This is a genomic window from Cognatundibacterium curvum (assembly GCF_014284235.1).
GTDB classification, from domain to species: Bacteria; Pseudomonadota; Gammaproteobacteria; order Burkholderiales; family Burkholderiaceae_D; genus Undibacterium; species Undibacterium curvum.
The window spans coordinates 1-439 of the sequence record NZ_JACOGD010000025.1 but is presented as its reverse complement, the minus strand read 5'-3'; the positions used below and the strand labels follow the sequence as shown (position 1 = coordinate 439).

Here is a 439-nt window from a genome sequence, read left to right as displayed (position 1 = left end):
GGTGCTATGCCAAAACGCAATTCAGAAAAGCGTGGTTTCACAACTCCATAGTTCACGTCTTTATCGACAATTTTTGGCTGCTTAAAAAATAATTCATAGATACGGCGCAGCGGCAATTCTGCATCCAGCCGGTAAAAACGGTCTTCCTGATAATCGTAATAACTTAAGTGTATGGTTTTAGGGAGCCGCGCCCCCTTGGGATTGGTACCGCCCATACCACTACTGCCCATACCCCAACCCGCACCAAACGGAGAAAAAAAACGCGCTACGTCTTCACCCTGAGCATCTTTGAGCCAATTGTCTGCCCATAGGGTTTCTAACCTGCTGTTAGCACCTGGGTCTATATCAATACTGTATGCACAAAATGAAATAGTCCATTTCATCACGGCGGTTTCTGGTGTTTCATGGTCAGACATGAATAGTCCTTTCAACATTTCTG

At 45.3% G+C, this 439-nt stretch carries 1 protein-coding gene; it reads right to left on the bottom strand.

The window, feature by feature from the left end:
• A partial coding sequence (locus H8K43_RS18685) for a DUF2931 family protein (RefSeq protein WP_222611086.1) occupies nt 1-416 on the bottom strand: 416 nt, incomplete at its 3' end.
• Nucleotides 417-439 lie beyond the last annotated feature (23 nt).